This is a genomic window from Micromonospora sp. CPCC 206061, assembly GCF_036906915.1.
In the GTDB taxonomy this organism is placed as follows: Bacteria; Actinomycetota; Actinomycetes; order Mycobacteriales; family Micromonosporaceae; genus Phytohabitans.
Window position 1 is genome coordinate 1 of sequence record NZ_JBAKHX010000184.1, and the last position, 2,296, is coordinate 2,296.

The 2,296-nt window shown below is 67.7% G+C and carries 2 protein-coding genes and 1 pseudogene; all 3 read left to right on the forward strand.

Features of this window, described 5'->3' with window-relative positions; genetic code table 11:
* Positions 1-188: 188 nt before the first annotated feature.
* Positions 189-1,709 (forward strand): annotated as a pseudogene (gene istA / locus V6V89_RS41205) (IS21 family transposase); the annotation flags it as partial.
* A 128-nt stretch (positions 1,710-1,837) separates the two neighbouring features.
* On the forward strand, positions 1,838-2,047 hold the full coding sequence (locus tag V6V89_RS41210; protein ID WP_334625179.1) for a hypothetical protein: 210 nt from the start codon (positions 1,838-1,840) through the stop codon (positions 2,045-2,047).
* Positions 2,044-2,296, forward strand: a 253-nt coding sequence (locus V6V89_RS41215) for an ATP-binding protein (protein ID WP_334625182.1), incomplete at its 3' end; no start/stop codon positions are given. The genes V6V89_RS41210 and V6V89_RS41215, both read left to right, overlap by 4 nt.

Here is a 2,296-nt window from a genome sequence, read left to right on the forward strand (position 1 = left end):
TGTCGGCGCTCACGTAATTCCCCAGCTGTAGCGGTCTGACGCTCACGTAATTCCCCACCCGGTCGATCATGTAATTCCCCAGGTCATGGGGGGATGTGCGACCGGGGTGGGTGGTCCTCGCGATCAGGAGGAGTTCTCCCTCGTCCGGGTGACGGGTGAGGGAGCCGATGGCGAGGAGAACGTTCGACGTGGTCGATGTGACCGAGATCTTCATCCACTGGTACGCGGGCCGCTCGATCAGCGAGGTGTCCGTGTCGCTGGGTGTGGACCGTAAGACGATCCGTAAGTATCTGGCTCCCGCGGTCGCGGCCGGCATGGCGCCGGGCGGGCCCGCGATGACCGTGCAGGAGTGGGCGGCGCTGGTGACGGCCTGGTTCCCGCAGTTGGCCGACACCCGGCTGCGGCAGGTCACGTGGCCGCAGATCGCCGTGCATCACGAGTACATCGCCGATCAGCTCAAGCTGGGGGTGACGCAGGCGACGATCCACCAGCGGCTTCGCGACGAGCGTGGGTTGACCGCGTCGGTGGCGTCGTTGAAGCGGTATGTGGCGGCGAACCTGCCTGAGGAAGTGCGCCGGGACCAGGTGGTGGTGCTACGCGACGAGGCCGACGTCGCGCCGGGTGAGGAAGCTCAGATCGACTACGGGCATCTGGGCCATTGGGTCGACCCGGCGACCGGTAAGCGGCGGCGGGTGTGGGCGTTCGCGATGGTCCTGGCGTGCTCGCGGCACATGTTCGTGCGTCCGGTGTTGACGATGGATCAGCGGGCTTGGACCGAGGCGCATGTGGAGGCGTTCGGATTCTTCGGCGGGGTGCCGCGCCGCCTGGTCCCGGACAACCTGCGCACCGGGGTGGACAAGCCAGATCTCTACGACCCGAGGATCAACCGCTCGTATGCCGAGTTGGCCGAACATTACGGGGTGTTGGTCGACCCGGCCCGGGCCGGTAAGCCACGGGACAAGGCCCGCATCGAGCGACCGATGCCCTACATCCGAGACAGCTTCTGGCGGGGCCGGCAGTTCGTGTCTGTGGCCGAGATGCAGGCCGCCGCCATCACCTGGTGCGTGGAGGTGGCCGGGCGCCGCGCCTGTCGGCCGCTGTCCGGCGCCGCCCCCGGTTCGGTGTTCGCGGCGGTCGAGGCCGAAGCCTTGCAGCCGTTGCCGGGCAGGGCGTTCGTGCTCGCCACGTGGTCGACGGCCATGGTCGGTCCGGACATCCACGCCAAGGTCGGTAAAACGATCTACTCGGTGCCGTGGCGGTTCATCGGCCAACGCGTCGATGCCCGCGAAACCCCGACCATGGTGCAGATCTTCCACAAGGGACAGTTGATAGCCACGCATGGCCGCAAACCGTCGGGGAAGCAGACCGACTTCGGGCACTATCCGCCGGAGAAGATCGCGTTCCGGATGCGGACCCCGACCTGGTGCCGCACTCGCGCCGACGAGATCGGCCCCGGCTGCCGGAAGGTCATCGACGGGCTGCTGGAGATCAACGCCCTGTTCCGGCTGCGCGCCGCGCAAGGCGTGCTCGGCCTAGCCACCAAGCACGACGCTCATCGGTTGGAGGCCGCCTGCGCCAAGGCGATCGCGGTCGGCGACCCGTCCTACCGCACCGTCAAAGGCATCCTGGCCGCCGGCGCCGAGACCGACCCGCCGCCACCATCGGCCGGTGACGGCGGCGCCGCCGCCCATTTGCACGGCCCTTCGCGGCTGTTCGCGAACGTCATCGCCCTGTCCACCATGAACCACACGCCCGAGACGGACACGGCCACCACGAACGCACACCACAGTGGACATGGCGACGACGAGCAGCCACAGCCCGGGACGGCGGTGCTGGCATGAACAACACCGACACCGACGCCACACCGCTGGCGGCCTACCCGCTGCCCGTCCCCGCCGGCGCTGACCCGCAGTTCACCTACGGTCTGCTGTTCGACATCGCTGAAGTGTTGCAGCGCAACGGTTTTCCCCGCCCGGCCGGCACTGACTGGGCCGACCTGATGACCGCCCTGAACCATTTCCTCTACCAGTCCAAGGAGATTGCGTGAGCATCGTCGACACCGCCCTGCACGACAGCCTGCGCGCGTTGAAGCTGTCCGGCATGCTGCACACCCTCAACGCCCGCCTGGCCCAAGCCCAAGCCGGTGAACTCGGCCACCTGGAGTTCCTGCAGGTCCTCTGCCACGACGAGATCACCCGACGAGAGAACATGGGCATGCAACGCCGGCTGCGCCGTGCCCGCTTCGAGCAGAGCACCACCCTGGAAGAGTTCGACTTCCACACCAGCCCCAAATTGC